Annotated in this window: 13 protein-coding genes and 1 pseudogene; all 14 read right to left on the reverse strand. The window is 50.6% G+C overall.

All coding sequences use genetic code 11. The annotated features are described in order from the left end of the window. Positions 1 to 227 precede the first annotated feature (227 nt). Positions 228 to 1,556, reverse strand: a complete 1,329-nt coding sequence (locus E8F06_RS17430) for an O-antigen polymerase (protein ID WP_280369519.1) — start codon at positions 1,554 to 1,556, stop codon at positions 228 to 230. A gap of 68 nt (positions 1,557 to 1,624) precedes the next feature. After that, entirely contained in the window at positions 1,625 to 3,019 is a 1,395-nt protein-coding gene (locus E8F06_RS17435; RefSeq protein ID WP_280369521.1) for an oligosaccharide flippase family protein, read from the reverse strand. Further along, the gene (gene rffA, locus E8F06_RS17440) at positions 3,016 to 4,146 is read right to left on the reverse strand and encodes a dTDP-4-amino-4,6-dideoxygalactose transaminase (protein ID WP_280369523.1); all 1,131 of its coding nucleotides are present in this window, start codon (positions 4,144 to 4,146) and stop codon (positions 3,016 to 3,018) included. Before rffA ends, E8F06_RS17435 begins: the two co-directional genes overlap by 4 nt. Further along, a complete protein-coding gene (locus E8F06_RS17445; protein WP_280369525.1) occupies positions 4,133 to 4,831 on the reverse strand; it encodes a WbqC family protein in 699 nt (232 codons plus the stop codon). Before E8F06_RS17445 ends, rffA begins: the two co-directional genes overlap by 14 nt. Further along, complete coding sequence (locus E8F06_RS17450) at positions 4,828 to 5,529, reverse strand: acetyltransferase (RefSeq protein ID WP_280369527.1); 702 nt, start codon at positions 5,527 to 5,529, stop codon at positions 4,828 to 4,830. Before E8F06_RS17450 ends, E8F06_RS17445 begins: the two co-directional genes overlap by 4 nt. A gap of 248 nt (positions 5,530 to 5,777) precedes the next feature. Beyond that, positions 5,778 to 6,809, reverse strand: a complete 1,032-nt coding sequence (locus tag E8F06_RS17455) for a TDP-N-acetylfucosamine:lipid II N-acetylfucosaminyltransferase (protein ID WP_280369529.1) — start codon at positions 6,807 to 6,809, stop codon at positions 5,778 to 5,780. After that, on the reverse strand, positions 6,806 to 7,669 hold the full coding sequence (rfbA, locus tag E8F06_RS17460) for a glucose-1-phosphate thymidylyltransferase RfbA (protein WP_280369530.1): 864 nt from the start codon (positions 7,667 to 7,669) through the stop codon (positions 6,806 to 6,808). Before rfbA ends, E8F06_RS17455 begins: the two co-directional genes overlap by 4 nt. Before the next feature lie 13 nt (positions 7,670 to 7,682). Continuing rightward, complete coding sequence (gene rfbB / locus E8F06_RS17465; protein ID WP_280369532.1) at positions 7,683 to 8,741, reverse strand: dTDP-glucose 4,6-dehydratase; 1,059 nt, start codon at positions 8,739 to 8,741, stop codon at positions 7,683 to 7,685. Next, positions 8,738 to 10,006 (reverse strand): UDP-N-acetyl-D-mannosamine dehydrogenase, encoded by a 1,269-nt coding sequence (gene wecC / locus E8F06_RS17470; protein WP_280369534.1) that lies wholly within the window; start codon positions 10,004 to 10,006, stop codon positions 8,738 to 8,740. Before wecC ends, rfbB begins: the two co-directional genes overlap by 4 nt. An 85-nt stretch (positions 10,007 to 10,091) precedes the next feature. Continuing rightward, a complete protein-coding gene (wecB, locus tag E8F06_RS17475) occupies positions 10,092 to 11,219 on the reverse strand; it encodes a UDP-N-acetylglucosamine 2-epimerase (non-hydrolyzing) (RefSeq protein ID WP_280369536.1) in 1,128 nt (375 codons plus the stop codon). A gap of 108 nt (positions 11,220 to 11,327) precedes the next feature. Then, positions 11,328 to 12,260: pseudogene (locus tag E8F06_RS17480) on the reverse strand (IS5 family transposase). Positions 12,261 to 13,302: 1,042 nt separating this feature from the next. Next, on the reverse strand, positions 13,303 to 14,586 hold the full coding sequence (locus tag E8F06_RS17485; RefSeq protein WP_280369538.1) for a Wzz/FepE/Etk N-terminal domain-containing protein: 1,284 nt from the start codon (positions 14,584 to 14,586) through the stop codon (positions 13,303 to 13,305). Between the two features lie 1,054 nt (positions 14,587 to 15,640). Then, a complete protein-coding gene (locus tag E8F06_RS17490) occupies positions 15,641 to 16,870 on the reverse strand; it encodes a Wzz/FepE/Etk N-terminal domain-containing protein (RefSeq protein ID WP_348532260.1) in 1,230 nt (409 codons plus the stop codon). A gap of 552 nt (positions 16,871 to 17,422) precedes the next feature. Beyond that, on the reverse strand, positions 17,423 to 19,146 hold a 1,724-nt coding region (locus E8F06_RS17495; RefSeq protein ID WP_280369541.1), incomplete at its 5' end, for a calcium-binding protein.

Consider the following 19,146-nt stretch of genomic DNA (forward strand, 5'->3'; position numbering starts at 1 on the left):
TACCTTCTTTAACCTCCCAATGATGCGACAAAAATTAGGATAACCCAGGTATTTTATTACCTCCGGAGAGGAGGCGTTGCAAACAAGGCAACCACCATCTCCTGCAGCTCTTAACTCAATCAAGTTATGGCGATATAGATAACTCCCCCTTACTCGCCTAACCAAAACACTCACAACTCAGGCCACCCCATCGCAGCAGCGCAACATTTTTAAACAAGTCAAGATATCTAGATTTTATTATTCAACCCACTTGGTCGAAGCAAACTTAATAACATCCACAAGAACATAGCTGGAACCACAGCAGAATAAACATGCACTAACCAACCGAAAAACTCGGAATAACATATGAAAACGGAATGAAAAAGAATAACGGCAAGGACACCTAACGCTATTGGGCTCTTAGCCCAAAGTAGCAATCTGGCGATGGCAGCAAGCCCTGCCCCGAACAAGAGCCCAACAAAGACGCCGAACCAACCAAAATTCATATACGACTCGACCGGTAGTCCAGTTGTATATGATGTCAAATTGGCCCCACCTTCCAGATCGTACGACCCAGGATAGATCATGTTACGAAGTGCAGGACCGCCACCAAGAGGTTTGCCTGGCCAAAAGCTCCTCGGCACCATACCTAACGCTGCGGCAAAGAATGTCTTTCCGAGCAAAAAATCATGATCATTTGAGGAAAGCCATAACAATATCTCTTGATTCCCATACGTAGTAACCACATTCTGAGAGATGTCGATAGTACTGTTATCCAAAGCCCTATCCGCCATAAAACTCTCACGAACAGAACCCAGCATTAATCCCAAGAGAAGAAAACTCACAGCCGCGCCAGTCATCCGAACTATCGTTTTAACGCGCAAAACACCTCTTTTTTTAAGCATGACCCATAAAACAGCAAGAATGACAAAGGGTAATAAAAACCTCATCCTGCTAAACAATAAAACCCCCGGAAGCATTGCAATACCGAGGACCATTAAAAAAGCAATCTTCTCAGAGAACCTTACCTTTCCAACACGCAGCATAATGTTAGCAGCTACGATTACAGCCCCTACAAGACCGGCGTTCAGTAACAGTGCAAAGTAACCTAAACCCTGCACGAGCACTATGCGGTTTGCAGCATAGCCAGAAGCCCCGTATTTCATAATTAATAAAAAATAAGGGACAGCGCCAGCTAGAACCAAAGCCCCAGAAACGATTACAACCACCCAAATTTGCAGCACACTAAGAGGGCGATAACACGAAAAATCGGAACGCTGCCAACGAAGATAAGATCTCTGCCCAGAAAAGAGCACGTACCCCCCCAATACCATTAATCCAAAAACGAAGCAAAAAACACCAGCCTGGAGATAAGTTTCAAAACTATACTCATCAGAAAATCTATAAACCCCGAAATACAGACTGAAACATGGCAGCAAGAAAAAGCCGCCACCATAAACCAAAGAAAACAAAAATCCTGGATTCAAAACATTTCGCCCAACTCCACCTGGAGCAGCCAAAAACGCAGACCAAAGAAGAAGAAAAACAAAAAAAATGAAATATATAAAATAAATCACTTCACCCCACCCAATTTAGCCGTTAAATTATCCACTTAGAAACCAACAACACAGCACTACTTTTTCACTCAAAAAAGCAAGCGAATACTAATTAATGACCGCCTAAAAACAAAACTCCAGACTAAAATCATGGAAACCCAAAAAACAACAAAAATCCAGCGATGCTCTTCACCCACTAACGTAAAGGCGATTGCAGCAACAAGACTGACAAGTGTCGTGCTGTACAATTTTTTTCGCGGCAATGGTCGCCAGACCCGACAGGAAAACTCTGTTCGGAGAAGTAAAAATACCCAGAACGCGATTGCGGTTGAAATAGCAGCACCGGCAGCGCCGTAAGCCGGTATAAGAAGATAGTTACCGATTAGATTGACCACAGCAGCCACTATGGAAGCAACCATGGCATAGAGGCTCTTCCTGGTGAGGCCGATGCCTACTGCTGTGGTTTCCGAAAGCGTGTAGAGCAATGGATAGGCCATGCATGTGACCAGTATGTATTGCACCCGGCCATAAGTATCAGGCAGTAGGTAGCTAACGACCCAGGAGAACAATCCTGCCAATGCAAATGTAAAAACCACTGCCGCCAGCACATGCTCCGTAACCTGATCGATCTTCTCCGGACTCACACCTTCCGCAGCCCATTTATAAACAGTTGGTGCCCATACAGTCGAGAATATCTGTTGAAAAATAATAGCAGCTGCAGCAAAGCTTACGGCAACTGAGTAAACTCCTAACTCTTCAAATGAGGATAGACTGCGCAAAAAGAGTTTATCCATGGCTGTTAAGCCCCAAAACGCCATCCCCCCCATAATAAGAGGCAAGCCAAACTTGAGCATGGCGACAAGCTTTTCTATATTTACCTTCTGATCAAGCGAAGCTTGTAGTTCGTCACGAGTATTCCATGCAAATATCAGTGTGACCGCCGAGATGGAAATAACATGGGCATTGACAAGATGGGAAAAATCGAAGCCGAATTTAAATAAAACATAGATTCCAATAACAGCGAGAAAAAGCACCTTGGGCAGGGCTTGGCTCATGGAGTAAGCCAAGCCCCGTTCCTGCATACGCAGGACCAAGGATAAGAAGCGCGATATAAAGGAAAAAAGCAGGCAGAACACAACAAAAGCACTTATGGCTACACTATCAATGTCAAAAAGCAATCTTGACACTGCACCAGGCACCAACATCAAAACAGTTGAGACCAACAACAGCAACACAAAACCAGGCATCAAAACGGCTTTGAGCAGTGCTGGCTTTTGCTCTGCCTCGTGGTATTCGCGCACGTAAGCTTGATCAAGCCCCAGACAGAACAAGAGGACACTAAAGCTGCTTACAACTTGAAGCATGGAAATACGACCAATATCTTCTGCCGAAAAGAACCAAGTAATAATCGGTAGCGTGATAAAGCCGAGAACAGCGGCTCCAATGGGGCCAATGGCGAAAGAGGCAATTATTTTTGCGTTCAAGCGAAAAACTCTAAAACTGAATCAACAACCCGAGTGATCTCATGTCCTTGCATACCATACCAAACAGGCAGACGGATCAGGCGCTCACTCTCGTTAGTTGTATATCGATCATCACCATGGAACCGGCTGAATCGTGGGCCAGCGACAGCTGAGTGAAGCGGGACGTAGTGAAAAACACCATATACTTCTCGGTTCTTTAAATACTCAAGCAAAGCTGTTCGCTCATTGAGATCATTGGCTTTCAAATAAAACATGTGCGCATTATGAACACATCCATCTGGTATTGATGGCAGTGTAACCCTACCACTTGAGGCTAGTGAAAATAGCGCCTCGTAGTAGGAATTCCAAAGCTGCAATCGGTTCTTATTTATTTCTTCAGATCTCTCTAGCTGCCCCCATAAAAAGGCCGCCTGAATATCACAGGGCAGATAGCTGCTACCAATGTCAACCCAACTGTACTTGTCCACCATCCCACGGAAAAATTGACTCCGATTAGTGCCTTTTTCCCGGATGATTTCGGCGCGACTTACAAAGCGTTCATCGTTGATGATCAGTAGACCGCCTTCACCTCCGCTAGTGTAGTTCTTGGTTTCGTGGAAGCTGAAGGCTCCCATGTGGCCAATACTGCCTAAAGGGCGCCCCTTGTACGAAGCCATCATGCCTTGAGCTGCATCTTCAATGACAAATAGTCCGTGGCGTAAGGCGATGTCCATAATTACATCCATCTCACAGGCAACGCCTGCATAATGGACAGGGACGATCGCTTTGGTTTTTGAGGTAATCGCCGCTTCGATTTGATTTTCATCAATATTCATGGTGTCCGGACGAATATCGACGAAAACGATCTTCGCCCCACGCATGACGAAAGCATTGGCAGTGCTGACGAAGGTGTAACTCGGCATGATGATTTCATCACCCGCTTGCACATCAATCAGCAACGCTGCCATCTCTAGCGCATGCGTGCAGGAGGGGGTCAGAAGTGCTTTTTTGCATTCTAACTTAGCCTCGAACCACGCCTGGCAGCGCTTACTGAAGTCTCCATCACCGGAAATTTTACTGCTGCGCATTGCTGCAAGAACGTATTGATCTTCGTTTCCGGTGTAAGGTGGTTTGTTAAATGGAATCATGTGCGACATACCTCATGTAGCGTGGAGACTCTTTACCGCAGTTGAATATTAAATCGAGTATGCTCACACCATGGTTGAATTCCGTCCACAGCTGGGGATATTCAGGATATCCTGCGTAATCAAACCAAGTAAGTTTAATGCCGCGCTCGTTAAGAACGCCCTCATCTATATAGTCTTTTGCTGCAGGCCCCGAAATATACTCGTAGCCACCGGCCTGGAGGCATAAGTCGGCCAAACGCTCAGTCTTCCCGTCGCTGAGACCATAGTCCCAAGAATTACTAATTTTAGTGGAAATGCCTAGATAGAGACAAATAGCCTCTATAAAAATACGATTGAGTGAAGACAAGTTTTCATGTGAGTACGACTCATAAAGTGGTCGCAACCAAGTTTCCACATCCTCAAAATATTTTGCACGCCGATAATTCGCCTCCAATGTACGCCAATGCTTTTGTTGCCATCGAGAATCAGAAATATTAACTTCACGAATTTTTCTTTCAATATTCTGCCCAACCGGAATAGTGAGCCACTCTAGCCCTTTAGGAGTTTTTATCTTATTCCGATTCCGCCAATCATTCTTAGTATATTGCATGTCATCATAGAGGATGAACTCATCCACGGCAGCAATAATATCAAAATACCCCTTCCATGGAATATAATTTGACTGAAGTATTGCAACTTTCTTCATTTTATCTTTATTCCCTCGTCAGCATGAAATCCTATTTCCTTCGCGGGAATCCCGATATTCTTTGAATACTTATTAGTATCAGAAGTAATTAAGGAACAAGCTCCAACAAGAGTTTCATCCGCAAGACTTACATTATGAATTATTGTTGAACCAAAACCTATAAAGCAATTATTCCCAACCGCGGAGAACCCACCAATCGTCGACTTGGCCGCAATAAATGAGTGGTTCCCTACTTTCGAGTCATGGCAAATATTCACAGACGACCAGATAACATTGTTATCACCAATACTTACGAATGGCTCAATTTGTACACCTTGCAAAATTGCGTTATTCTCGCCCAAAACAACGCTATCACTCACAACTGAATCACTACTAACATAATTCGCCAGCATAAAGTCTTTCTGCTTTGCTCTCTCATACATCAATACTCTGTTTCTCATACCCGAATAGCCTATAGCTATAAACATGTCGAAGTCTTTCGGAGAATATATATTCTCAACATCTTCAAACGCAACAACTGGCAAACCATCTATTTCAGAAGAAGCAATAAATTTCCTATCCAAGCAATATGCAACAACCACATAATTCGAATCACTTTCAAATAAATATCTCATGAGCGCGGCAAAAGTCCCTCCACCATAAATTATCATTTTTCGGCGAGCGCCAACTTCATCCCTTCCCACGACAGCTTTCTTCATAAAAACTCCAAAAAAATAATATAAAAAATCAGAGCAACCTTAAAACAAAATAACATTCACACCCGGATAAATAGCACCCATACATCATGCTAAAAACTCACCACTCAAATAAATCCTATCCGTTAATTAAAAAATACCCTAGCAAACACTTTAATACTGCCCCCTGAGCAGATGAACCGTATCAACGACATTGGGCTACAGCGTGATGACCATAAGAAGCAAGAGCTCATTAAGTCCGTCTTAAGAACTTAATTTTCGGCCCCAAAAATTCCCTTCAACTGCTCAACAACTTTTTGCTCTGAGAATTCACTCTTGATTATCGAACTATTTTTTTCTTTTACATCTCTAGCTAGCAACTCCAGATCAAGAAATTCAACATCATATACCTTTACCCCAGCACTCCGGAAAACATCCCACGAAGTAACATTACTTCGCAAGTAAACTTTTTTTCCCATCCCCAAGAGGGTAATAACATTGCCCATAGCCTGCTGACGCTTATGATTAAAAATGGCAATATCTATCTTCCCAAGAAAGCACCGATACTGATCAACTGACATAAAGTTCGTTAGCGGTACAAATTTTTCCCCAAACCACTCTTTGCCCACTCTAGCTACAGACGCGGCGTAATCCAGATCTCCGTAGGACAAAGGAGCATAAATTGCGATGTCTTTATCACGAAACGGAATAAGTCTTTCAAGAATTTCCACGTGATTATTTGTCGAATCCGCCGAGTTTCCAATTTGAATATTTATCGTACTGCGCAACTCACTCCTTACGACATACTCGCGATATATATTACTTGGGTACATAATGCATTCGCAGTACTTACCCATAGCCCCGTACCAATCACGCGCCAAATCCACATCGCCTTTGACATAGGTTACCAAGTTCCCTATTCGCTTAATTAGATACCCTTTAAAGAAATTCCTCAGTTTCCACTTCCAATTTCTATTCGCAGACTTGTAATCATACAAATCCCCTCCCCAAATCACCCAATAGCATTTGCTTAATAGCCAGGGTTGCAAAGAAAGCAAAACTATTGCGTAAAAATCCCATAGCCCATGAAGAACAATTTTATCCGCACAATGTGCAGCCCGGACGAAATCAAAAAACCAAGAAATCCCATATGAGTTTTTGTTTTTTATTTTTCTTTTTTCAGGCCATTCATTAACTGAAGCATGGCTCAATATTAGATGCTGCGCATGCTCAAACTCTTTCTCGACAAGATCAAAGAAGGGGTTTGTGAATTTTTCAGGATTTGCAATATGAAGAATCTTCATTTTATCAAGGACATCAGATATTGGCCGTAGCTGTTCTTACTTAAGGATTTTCCGATTCGTTGCAAATCGTTGGCACTAAGCCAATTGTTGTGAAAAGCAATCTCCTCCAAGCAAGCCACTTTATAACCCTGCCGTTTCTCGATGGTTTCGACAAAGTGGGCGGCCTCTAGCAGACTTTCATGAGTTCCGGTGTCGAGCCAGGCAAAACCACGCCCAAGTAGTTGGACGTTGAGGTCACCACGCTTCAAGTAGGCTTGGTTGACGCTGGTGATTTCCAATTCGCCACGATCGGAGGGCTCTACCTGCTTGGCGATCTCGACTACGTCGTTGTCATAGAAATAGAGACCAGTCACGGCGTAGTTGGACTTGGGCTTGAGCGGTTTTTCTTCGATGGAAACGGCACGCCTATCGTCATCGAATTCAACTACACCAAAACGCTCAGGATCCTTGACGTAGTAACCAAAGACAGTGGCACCTTTGCTGCGGCTGGATGCATCCCGCAGTAAAGGACCAAAGCCCAGGCCATAGAAGATATTGTCGCCTAGCACCAGGCAGACCGAATCACTACCAATGAATTCTTCGCCAATGATGAACGCTTGCGCGAGGCCATCGGGACTAGGCTGTACAGCATAGCTAAGCCGAACACCGAAGTCGCTTCCATCGCCAAGCAGGCGCTGAAAGCCACCGATGTCGTCTGGGGTACTGATCAGCAGGATGTCACGGATACCCGCGAGCATAAGCACTGACAGAGGGTAATACACCATGGGCTTGTCATAGATCGGCAGTAGCTGCTTGGACACGCCTTTGGTAATGGGGTACAGCCGAGTGCCTGAACCACCGGCGAGGATAATGCCCTTCATACGTTGCCAGTCCTTATACCGGAGCGCCTAAGCCTTCACGTTGATACCTGCCGTCTTGCACACGCTGACACCATTCCAGATTTTTCAGGTACCACTCGACAGTCTTGCGGATACCGGAATCGAAGGTTTCTTCTGGAGCCCAGCCCAGTTCTTGCTGGATCTTGCTGGCGTCAATGGCATACCGCAAATCATGGCCAGGGCGATCCTGAACATACGTGATCAGTGAGACGTGTGGGCAGTACGGTGAATCGGGACGCAACTCATCGAGCAACTCACAGAGTGTATGCACGACGTCGATATTCTGTTTCTCGTTGTGGCCACCGATATTGTACGCCTCCCCCACTTCGCCCGCGGTCAGCACTCTGTACAAGGCGCGGGCGTGGTCCTCCACATAGAGCCAGTCGCGTATCTGGTTACCTTTGCCGTACACCGGTAGCGCCTTGCCCTCCAGAGCATTGAGGATCATCAACGGAATGAGTTTTTCAGGGAAGTGATACGGTCCGTAGTTATTCGAACAGTTGGTGATCAGAGTCGGTAGACCGTACGTGCGGCGCCAGGCACGTACCAGATGATCGGAGCTAGCTTTGCTCGCCGAATAAGGTGAGCTCGGCGCGTACGGTGTAGTTTCGGTAAACAGCTCCTCGGGGTTTTCCAAGTCGCCGTAGACCTCGTCGGTGGAAATGTGATGAAAGCGAAAAGCAGTCCTGCGCGTTTCATCCAAGCTTTGCCAATACTTGCGAGCGACTTCCAGCAAGGTATAGGTGCCGACTATGTTGGTTTCAATGAAAGCAGCCGGCCCATAGATGGAGCGATCAACGTGAGACTCTGCAGCCAGGTGCATTACCGCATCCGGTTGCTGCTCGCTAAATACACGCGCTACCGACGCTCGGTCACAGATATCCACTTCTTCAAAAACGTAACGCTCACTTCCGCTGACTTCAGCCAGCGATTCCAGATTTCCGGCGTAGGTCAATTTGTCGAGGTTGACTACACTGTGGCCAGTATTGCAAATGATGTGACGGATAACAGCCGAGCCGATGAAGCCTGCACCTCCGGTGACGAGAATCTTCATACAGCCCAGACTCCGCGGGTATCAACGACTTTATGACCATCAAGGAGGGGCTTGGCGACGTCCTTAAACTCTTTATGATCAACCAGCAGGACAATTACATCCGCTTCAGCTAATGCCTGCTCGACCTTGTAGAGGGTCAGTTTATCTGCCAACTTACCCGATAATTTTTCTATGTTCGGTTCGACCGCAAGCACTGGCCCCGGATGAGTCGCGGCGACCTGTTGAGTAATGGCAACAGCCGGGCTTTCGCGTAGGTCATCGATATCTGGCTTGAAAGCAAGGCCGAAGCACGCGATGGTTACATCTTTGGCCGTCTTTTCGGTGTTTTCCTGCAAATACTCGGCAACGGCCAGCCTGACCTTGTCGAGGACCCACTGCGGCTTGCCGTCGTTCACTTCGCGAGCAGTGCGAATCAGTTTTGCCTGCTCCGGGGTCTTACTAACGATGAACCAGGGATCGACAGCGATGCAGTGACCACCTACGCCAGGACCTGGCTGGAGGATGTTGACGCGCGGATGGCGATTGGCCAACCGGATGAGCTCCCAAACATTGATATCCAGTTTATCGCAAATAATCGACAATTCGTTAGCAAAGGCAATATTTACGTCACGAAAGCTATTCTCAGTCAGTTTGCACATTTCCGCTGTGCGAGCGCTAGTGACAACACATTCACCTTCCACGAAAGTCTTGTAGAGTTTGACTGCAAGTTTCGAGCATTTAGGGGTCATGCCGCCAATGACTCGATCATTCTGCACCAGCTCTCGCAATACATGGCCTGGCAGGACTCGCTCGGGACAATGAGCCACACGGATATCAGAGTCTTCACCGTGCGTCTGCGGGAAAGTCAGATCTGAACGAGCTTCAGCCAGCCAAGCAGCCATTTGTTCTGTCGCACCTACTGGCGAGGTCGATTCAAGAATGACCAAATCACCCCGCTTCAATACTGGTGCAATGGCCTTGCTCGCTGCTTCAATATAAGAGAGATCTGGCGCGTGCCCCCCCTTGAACGGCGTAGGCACAGCGATAAGAAAGGCATCCGCCGCTTCCGGTCGTGTAGTAGCGCGCAAATAACCCGCGGATACTGCAGCATGCACGACCATATCCAAATCTGGCTCAATGATATGAATCTCACCCCTATTGATGGTATCCACTGCCGTTTGATTGACATCGACACCAATAACTTTCTTCTTGCGCGACGCAAATACTGCAGCAGTAGGAAGACCAATATACCCCAAGCCAACAACGGAGATGATTTCAAATGACATGCTTCTTCCTCTAATCCATTATTGGGCGGGAAAATCCCCCTCCACCGCCCGCCTCCCTTCACAGAGGGAGAAATTTAAATTATCTTTAACGAACATTAATCAGCGCAGCAATAATCCGTGCACTGGCCTTGCCATCGCCATAAGGATTATGGGCAAAACTCATACGCTGGTAAGCACTAAGGTCAGTTAGTAAAGTATTCAAATTGCTAGTGATCACCTCTATGTCCGTACCAACAAGTTTGACTGTACCAGCCTCGACAGCCTCAGGTCGCTCCGTGCTGTCACGCATGACCAATACCGGTTTACCAAGAGATGGAGCCTCCTCCTGAATACCACCGGAATCGGTAAGGATCAGGTAGGCGCGGTTCATCAGGTATACGAATGGCAGATAGTCCAATGGCTCAATCAAATGGACATTATCGATACCAGCCAACAACCGATTGACTGGCTCACGCACGTTCGGATTAAGATGCACGGGGTACACGACTTTTACATCAGGAAAGGTCCTGGCTGTTTCAGCCAACGCTTGGCAAATACGCTCGAACCCCCCACCAAAACTTTCGCGGCGATGCCCTGTCACTAAGATTATTCGTTTATCTTCCGGGAGGAAGTCGAACTGCTCAAGGAACCGCTGCTGCAGACTCTCATTCGCATCCAGCTTGGCAACTACTTCCAGCAAGGCGTCAATTACCGTGTTGCCAGTAACATGAATTGAGTTTGAATCCACCCCTTCGCTCAATAGATTCTGCCGGGACGTCTCAGTTGGCGCGAAATGGACAGCCGCTAAGGCGCCGGTTAGTTTGCGGTTAGCCTCCTCCGGCCAAGGGGAATAGAGATTCCCCGTTCGCAAGCCCGCTTCCACGTGCGCGACTGGAATCTTGTGGTAATAGGCAGCTAACGTCGCGGCAAAAGTGGTAGCCGTATCCCCGTGTACCAGCACTATGTCCGGTCGGTACTCACGGAATACTGCTTTCATTCCTTGCAAAATAGCTAAGGTAACGTCGCTCAGATCTTGGCCTGGTTTCATAATGTTGAGGTCATAATCCGGCCTTAACTCAAAAAGATCGAGTACTTGGTCAAGCATTTCCCGGTGCTGTCCCGTAACACATACTTTAGCGTCAAAACGCTTATCGGCAGCAAGTGCCAGAGCAAGAGGGGCCATTTTAATGGCTTCGGGACGCGTGCCAAACACGCTCAAGGTTTTTAAGGACATTTGATTACCAATACTGCCAAGTCGAAATAATTTAGTGATCGATTAAGGGTAAACGTACCGACGGGTCTGAAATAAACCGATACCTCGGTTTTCCGCTCTACTCACGATCTAAAACAATACACATGTATTCATCGGTAAATGCCGGCGCGCCATGCAAAAATTCGATGGCGTGGCCAACGTCGCAGTTGTGCGATGTTCTTCTCCAGACCACAAAAATGCCCCTTCAGCTAACCAGACTGACGCTTGCTTAGCCGGAACGGGTACTCGACCTTGGCGCTCGCGTGCGCCTTGACCTTCCCGAGTTTGTGCTTGGCTTCGTGTACTGTGCTGCTTTTGCCGTGTTTCTGATAAATGCTGCGGCGTACCGAAATCTGCCAGAGCACCATTCACGCCCCCACCGGTACACACCACACGTTCCGCATCATGTAGCAGCTTATCGACCAGGGCGACGTCCGCGACATTGGCCGCCCTGACCACCTCGCTGTGCACTAGGCGCCATTCGTCGTCGGCGCCAATGTGTGCTTTCGCGCCGCAGCACCACGGATTGTCCTTCTTGGTCTGGTGAATTTCCGGGTCGCGCTTACCGCCCTGGTTCTTGGTCGAACTTGGCATGCGAATCAGCGCGGCATCAACGATTGCGCCCCGGCGCTGCGACAGGACTCGGTCAGCCGGATAGACCAGATTCCCTGCTGCCAGTTCATGCTTTACCAGCAATAGACGGACGTTGAAGAGGGTGATTTCGTCGCAATTTCCCGCCGGGCTCAGCCCGACAATTTGGCGCAGGATCGTCGACTCAAACAGCGTATCCTCCATCGCAAGAACCCTGTAGCCGATCCGGTTCTGCATCAGATGAACGCGCAGCATGACCCTTGGCGAATACACCGGATGACTGCTTTCACCCACTAGGCAGTGCGGCTCGGTCGGGGCAACTAATCCCCCCCTCCAGTGGACCACCTGATCCATCTCGATCAAGAACAGCTCCTTAGGGGCCTGCTTGCGCTTGCCGACGGACTTGGCGTCGACGAGGATCATCTGCTTCATTGAAAAACTCGCGCTACAGGACCGGCATATTTCACCACGCTCGGAAAGTCTTCTTCAGAGCTTCCCTAGCTACTCATTAACTGACGACCATTTGCGCGTCTGCGCTACAAAATCCACAGACCCGCCTCAGCCCCACAGGTCGATTAGCCCGTATGGTATGGACTCGAGGTCAGATGTCATAGCGTTGTCTGTCCAGTCATACGTGATCGCCATGTGGACCGTAGATTTGGATGGTCTGCCGGGCACCTTTGGCGTGGCAGGCGATGCAGATTACGCTAGGGAACAGCCTGCACAGTATGACGTTCAGGAATTGACAACTCGACTACTGCAACACATTCCGTGCCACGCAAAGACTACGGCCAGACGAGCGGTTTCCGTCGAGTAGCGAACAATCCTCAGATGCGCTTGATAGAAATCTGCAGTTAGAGAAATCCAGCGGGCTGTGACTTTATGGCGTGATGCAGCGCTTCTTTTCCTTGAACGTTTCGCATGGGTGAAGCTACTGAGCAAACGATCAGCGCCGGATTCACCTTCAAAAGAAGCTTCCGCGCAATGGTGCAGGAGGTCAGGGTAATCCATGATATTGACCTGTGTCAGTCCGTTAACAATGGCCGGCTTGGGGCAGTAGTGCCGGCTACTATTCCTTGCTTGCGATCAAATGTCGGACTAAATAAATCGCAGCGATCGCGTTCTTTAGAACTAGATAACTTTTTTATTTAATGACTTCATCGTCTCATCAAGAATGATGTACTCAACTTCGTTTGAGAACACGTATGTATGCGATTCAGACCAGCAGCACGTATTAGGGCTGAAGCCCCCTCGGGCGAAGCTCTTGCTGCGAGCACCACAACCCACGGGTCATTCCTCAACTTACATTCGCCGCAGCGCGGTGCGCGAAACCATCATAGATGCCCCCGCAACGTGCGCTATGCGCACCACCTGAACGAAAGTGGTGCGCTGCACAGCCCAAGCTATAGCTCAATAACTTTGAAACGAATCACTAAGCCGTAATCTTCTTCGAATAGCGGATACGGTAGTAAACTCAAGCGGCCTGGGGATTTGTGCGGGAAATAGGGCGCAGACGTTTGCGCAGCAAGGCTATGGACAGACCCAGTATGCCGCCGAGCGCCAAGCCCAACGCAAGGATCAGCGTTTTCCTAGGCTTGATGGGGCTTATTGGCTCTACGGCTGCTTGATCGATCGAAGCCAGCTTGAGATCTGAGACATCGACATGAAGGCTCCGCAAGCGCGCGGCCTCCTCTCGCCAGATGGCCAAGTTCTTTAAGAACAGGTCAGAATTTTCGCGCTGCTTGAGTACTTCAATCTCGCGATTACGTGCCAGTAACTGCAATTCCTTGGCGATCTGCGCGATTCGTGGTGCAGTGAAGTCATCGGAGCGGCGTTGCAGCAGCACATTCCGCTCAGCTTCCAGCGCCTCGCTACCCATAAAATAGAGCGGTATCTGTTGGCTGTTGACCTCAGTACGGACCACACTGCCCTGCGTAACTCGCTCCCCTAATGCGGAAGGAGTGGTGGGTTTGCTGATACCCAGAGCCTTGGCGATTCGGATAGCTTCATCCAATTGGGTAATTCGGTTGTCGCGGTGAGTCTTGAGCTGCTGACGCAAGGCTTTGAGCTCGTCTTGCAACTTGGCACGCTTGAGATTGTCTGCTTCGATCAGGCGGGCGATCTTTGCTTCCGTGCTCGCCTCGTAGTTGGCTCGGGCCGCGGAAATCTGCAGCTCAAGTTGATTCAGACGATTCTGGATTACGGTTTTCAGGTCTGAAGAGATTCGCTCGCGCTCCAGCTGAATCACATAGTCAACCAGACCATTGACGAGCGCGACGCCATTGACATCCTTGGGGTAAGTTAACTGAATCCCCACATAGTTACTCAAGTTTCCAGCCTTTTTCGGGTCAGGCTGTACCATCTTGAACGCTGCCTGATTGAAGCCTTCAAACGTTTGCTCAAGACTCCGACCAGGCTGACGCAAAGCCTCGAACAGACCTTGGTTGGCTCGAAAGAAACCCAGCCGGCTGTCATATGATTCCAGTGCAGCCCCAACGCGCTGAATGGCTTGCTCGGCCGTCAAATCATAAACGTTGGTGCGATTCAAGGCATCGAGATCCTTGATCGCCGCCGGGCGCAGCACAGTTTGCACCTGGTATTCAGGGGTCGCCAGGAACGCATAAGCTCCCGCCCCCAAAGTGACCAGCAGAGTTACCAAGGCTATCAGTAGCTTCTGCTCCCAGAGTGAATGCAATAGTGCAGCCAAGTCGATTTCATCATTAGAGGTCAGTTGCATAGCGGGGGAAGGTGCATTCACGACTAAGATCCATCTTTATAAAAGGAGCGACTGGCTCACCAATGGGGACGGCGATCCTTGAAATTTTGTTGCTGTTCTCTTTAGCAATCCGCCACCCACTATGGAGCTACGTGACGCAAAAGATTATACGTCCATCCCATTGACAGAGATTGTCCGGCATTGTGCCAGCGGTCCATGAGATTACAAGTATTGACAAAGGCTGGGCAGCCGAGACCGATAGACGGACGATTCGTGATCTTCATCCGGTGTGCACCACGGGCAGAGGCACGGGGATCGAGAGGCGCAGGGCGAACCCTTGAATCTCGACGGCCCCTTTCAGAAGGGGGAGTCTCCAGCTGAACATACCGGGATTGGACGCAGCACGCACCTACCATTAAGCGTCGACCATGCACCTGCATGACCTGACCTATCAGGTATGCGCAGAAAATCCCGCATAAATCGCTCACTAAGCGCAGAGGCGGTTGCAGCAAGTGAAGACGGACCAACTCTACGTCACTTGTGGGCTCTAATTCGGCGACTGCAGAATCTCAAGCAAAACCAGCAGATGGTGCGCTACCGCCTGGCGGCGGTGGATAGCGGGGCGCAAGACTTGATCCGCGCGGCGCTACGGAGCAGCAGAATGCCGAAAACCTGAAGTCGATCCGGGTACATCCGAATCTGCGTGGTAAACGCAACCTGCTTGCCAGTATCAATGGCATTGCCGACCAGACTACGGCTGGCCAAGCTGCGTGATCCTTGCAGCTCGGCAGCGCTCCGGCAACCACCGCTTGTGCCAAATTGAATGCGAAACCGCGGGACTTCGGTACTTACGAGAGCCATGTGTGTATTTCCCCCATCGACTGCGGCCAAGCCTATACATGTCGGCACGGGGCTCGAAGCCTCACAATCCAGCAATCCGCGTCGGGCGTAACGCCTCTGCAATCCCAGCAATGCGGGCTCACAGATCATCTGCGCGGCTATGCACAAACTGCTACACATGGCCTATTGCACCCTCAATTCGGGCAAGCCCTTAGAGGCTGAACTGGCACTTGCTTGCTAGAGATCAAGACGGTGTCTATGAAAGTTTGTCGGTTTCCGTCCTGGGCCACAGCCGAATGCGCAGCAAAGCCACTAGAAGTCCGAGCATGAGACCAGCAACTCCTCCCAAGCCGAGTATAAGCGCCTTTTTCGGCTTGACCGCTGCAAGCGGCTCAAGCGCCAGTTGGTCCACTCTGACCAACTGCAGACCGGCGGTATCGAACGTGATCCCTTTGAGTTGAGCAGCCTCTTGGCGCCATTCTGCCAGATCCTTCAGGTATAGGTCCTCGTTCTGGCGCTGATCAAGGACTTCAACCTGTCGATTGTGGCTCAACAGCGCCAGCTCCTTCTCGATCTCGGCAATTCGCGGCTCACTGAAGTCATCTGAGCGGCGCTCACTCAAGGCTTGCCGCTCCGCCCGCAAAGCTTCTCCCCCCATGAAATAGAGAGGAATCTCACTGCTATTGACCTCGGTGCGGACAATCTGCCCTTGGCGTTCTGCGTCAGCCATGGCCGAAGGAGTGGTAGGTTTGCGGATACCCAGCGAATCCGCAATCTGGATAGCCTCATCGATCTGCTTGATGCGGTTCTCTCTACGTGTTCTCAATTCAGTGCGCAGTGCCTGCAACTCGTCCTGCAGTTGGGCTCGCCGTAAGGCGTCTTGCTCAAGCAGAGTGGCGATTTGCGTTTGCTTGCTCACCTCATAGTTTGCCCGAGCCGCCTCGATCTTCTGCTCAAGAACGAACAAGCGATTAGCAATTAGCACCTTCAGATCATTGGCTATCCGCTCCCGCTCAGCCTCCAGCACATCGGTCACCAACCCGTTGACCACTGCCACCCCATCCATCCCTTTGGGGTAAGTCAGCGATATACCGACGAACTCACTCAAGCTATTGGGCTTCTTGGGATCAACCTGCAGCATAGTGAAGGCCGACCGGTTGAACTCGTCGAATGCTTGTTCCAGCGAGCGCCCAGGTTCGACCAACCCATTGAATAGCTCCTGGTGCTCACGAAAGAATTTGAGGCGACTCTCATAGGAAGAAAGCCCTGCCCCCACACGACTCAACACCTCGGCCGGGGTCAATTCGTAGATGCCGGTGCCATTCAACTCGTCGAGACTGCCCCGATCCACCGGGCGCAACACGCTCTGCACCTGATAGTAGGGCACTGCCAGGAAGGTATAAGCAGCCGCCAGCAATGTAGCCAGGCAAGCAACAGCTAAAATCAGGTACTTCTGCCGGAACAGCGATCGAAGCAGTTCGATCAAGTCGAATTCGTCGTGGTTAACGGAGGGTAGCTGTGCTTGATCACGCATACGTCGGTTGAGTTCCAGTTGAACAAGGACATGTCGCATGTCATGCGATCACTTTTCACTCTCCTCCTTGAACGTCCTGCCCCTCTTGCCGAAGCAGCGGCAGTCGCATTCCATGCGCTTAGGCGGTTAAGACAATGGTAGTGCAGATTTGTTCGCCCCAGATGGAGGAACCAGGGGTTACTCCTGCGTCGCCAGCCGTACTACCTTCCCGTTTGAGCAAACTCAATAACGCTCTTGGAGCGAGTTCGTGCCAGCATGGGTGTAGATCACAAGCCATAAACTTTCCGCCTCGCAATTTGAACCGGGATAAAAGCATCGCGAGTAGTGCTCGCTCCCCTGAATTTGCAAGCAGAACCAGTAGCTTATCCAGGCCAGCTCAACGGTATAGTTGGCTCCCCATCTCCCCCTCTGCCTCTGAGCCGTCGACGAATAAAAATGCGGTGCGGGGCAACCAGTCACCCCGCACCGCAACAACTTATATCTTGCTTCGCTTTAGTGGCCTCCTCAGCTGACGATGAAGTCCGCCTGGGTCACGGTAGTGGCATCCGTTACCCCCACCAGGGTGATGTGGTTGCCACCGATGGTGACCAGAGTGTCCGCCCCGACATCGGTGATCGATACGCGGGTTGCGAAGTTCGCCGCGGTGATGCCCGGCACTGTCAGTTGCATCAGGTCCTGGCCACCTGCCGGGTTGGCGTCGAAGTCCAGGATATTGTCGTTGCCAAAGCCTGCGGCAAACACGAAGGTGTCATTACCGAGACCGCCAGTCATGAAGTCGTTACCGGCCCCACCGATCAGCCGGTCATTACCGAGGCCTCCAGTCAGTGCGTCGTTGCTCGCACCGCCGCTGAGAGTATCGTTACCCGCACCACCACTCAGGCTGTCATTACCGGCGCCGCCGATGATCATGTTATTCAGGTCATTGCCAATCCCCGCGAACGCGCCCGCCCCAAGGTTGGTGAGGTTCTCGAGGTTCGCGCCCAGCACATAGCCCGATCGTGTGGCCTGAACCAGGTCGATACCTTCACCAGCGAGTTCGGTCACGACATCCGGGGTGTTGTCGATGAGATAGACGTCATTACCCGCACCGCCGACCAAGGAATCAGTGCCGGCGTCGCCACGTAAACTATCCGCACCGGAACCGCCAACCAAGGTGTCGTTGCCACCGCCACCGCTTAGGCTGTTATTACCTGCCCCCCCCGTGATCACGTTATCGAGCCCATTGCCAATCCCCGCGAATGCCCCTGCGCCCGTGTAGGTGAGGTTCTCGACGTTCACGCCCAGCGCATAGCCCGATCGTGTGGTCTGAACCAGGTCGGTACCCTCACCACCCAGTTCGATCACGGCGTCCAGGGTATTGTCGATGAGATAGACATCATTCCCCGCACCACCGGCCAGGGCATCGATGCCTGCGCCGCCGTTGAGTGAGTCATCCCCTGCGCCCCCGTTCAGGTTGTCATTCCCACTGCCGCCAATAAGCACATCGTTGCCGACACCACCAACCAGCGAGTCGCCGCTCGCACCACCAATCAGGGTATCGTTACCGTCACCACCGCTTAGGCTGTTACCAGCTGCGCCGCCGGTGATCACGTTATCCAGCCCATTGCCAATCCCCGCGAATGCCCCTGCGCCCGTGTAGGTGAGGTTCTCGACGTTCGCGCCCAACACATAGCCTGACCGCGTGCTCCGAACCAGGTCGACACCTTCGCCAACAAGTTCGGTCACGACATCCAGAGTGCCGTCGATGAGATAGATATCATTCCCCGTGCCGCCGATAAGCGTATCGACGCCAAGGCCACCATTGAGCGTGTCATCGCCATCACCGCCGATGAGCACGTCAGCTCCAGCCAGGCCATTCAGGGTGTCATTACCAGCAAGCCCCTGAATCTCATCGATTCCTGCCGTGCCGTTAAGCACGTCGTCCCCTGCCGTACCGACGATCAGTGTCCCCACCGCCGTCGTTGCCGCCGAGGCCACCGACTCCGCGGTGCCGCCGTCATCCGTAAAGCTCGCCACCACCCGCAGCAGTTGCCCCAGCTGCGCCGCCCCGACCGTGAAGCTCGTCCCCGTGGCGCTGGCAATATTGTCCCAGGTCGCCCCGCCATTGGTGGAGAACTGCCACTGGAAGCTGAACACCGAGGTAGCGGTGCCATCCGCGTCGGCGATGGTCCCGCGAGTCGCCGTCAACACCTGGCCCAGGCTCGGCGTGGTATCGCTGATCGCCGGCG

The sequence above is a fragment of the Pseudomonas sp. BN411 genome, from assembly GCF_029871235.1.
In the GTDB taxonomy this organism is placed as follows: Bacteria; Pseudomonadota; Gammaproteobacteria; order Pseudomonadales; family Pseudomonadaceae; genus Metapseudomonas.